This window comes from Oceaniovalibus guishaninsula JLT2003, assembly GCF_000299575.1.
Classification (GTDB): Bacteria; Pseudomonadota; Alphaproteobacteria; order Rhodobacterales; family Rhodobacteraceae; genus Palleronia; species Palleronia guishaninsula.
This window is the reverse complement of the sequence record NZ_AMGO01000065.1, coordinates 1-601: the sequence shown is the minus strand read 5'-3', so window position 1 is coordinate 601 and position 601 is coordinate 1. Positions and strand designations below refer to the sequence as shown.

General features: G+C 68.2%; 2 pseudogenes. Both read left to right on the top strand.

The annotated features are described in order from the left end of the window. Positions 1–140 (top strand): annotated as a pseudogene (locus OCGS_RS13155) (peptidase); the annotation flags it as partial. A gap of 9 nt (positions 141–149) precedes the next feature. Then, positions 150–601, top strand: a pseudogene (locus OCGS_RS13150) (baseplate multidomain protein megatron); the annotation flags it as partial.

Below are 601 nucleotides of genomic sequence, written 5' to 3'. Positions count from 1 at the left end.
CTATCGCCAAGCATGTCGGGATCCTGACCGGGCCCGACACCTTTCTGCATGCGTACGAGCGGCTCGGCGTGATCGAGGAACCGCTCACCTCATCCTGGCGGCGGCGCATCACCTTCGCTTTCCTGTTCCCGCAACGCTGAGATCCAACCATGGCAACGCTTGTCCTCGGCGCGGCCGGCGCCGCCATTGGCGGTTCGATCGGCGGCGCGATCCTCGGCGTCAGCGCCGCGACCATCGGCGGCTTCATCGGCTCCAGCATCGGCTCTGTGGTCGACAGCTGGATCATCTCGTCGCTGGCGCCGACCCAGCGCATCGAGGGCGCGCGGCTCGACATGCTGCGCATCACGTCGGCCACCGAGGGCGCGGTCATCCCGCGGCTCTATGGCCGCATGCGCATGGGCGGCAACATCATCTGGGCGACCGATTTCCGCGAGGAGACCAAGACCACCACGCAGGGCGGCGGCAAGGGCGGCGGGGGCGGCAAGGTCAAGACGACCGAGTATCTGTACTACGCCTCCTTCGCGGTGGCGCTCTGCGAAGGCCCGATCACCGGGATCGGCCGCATCTGGGCCGACGGCAAGCCGATGGACCTCTCCGGCGT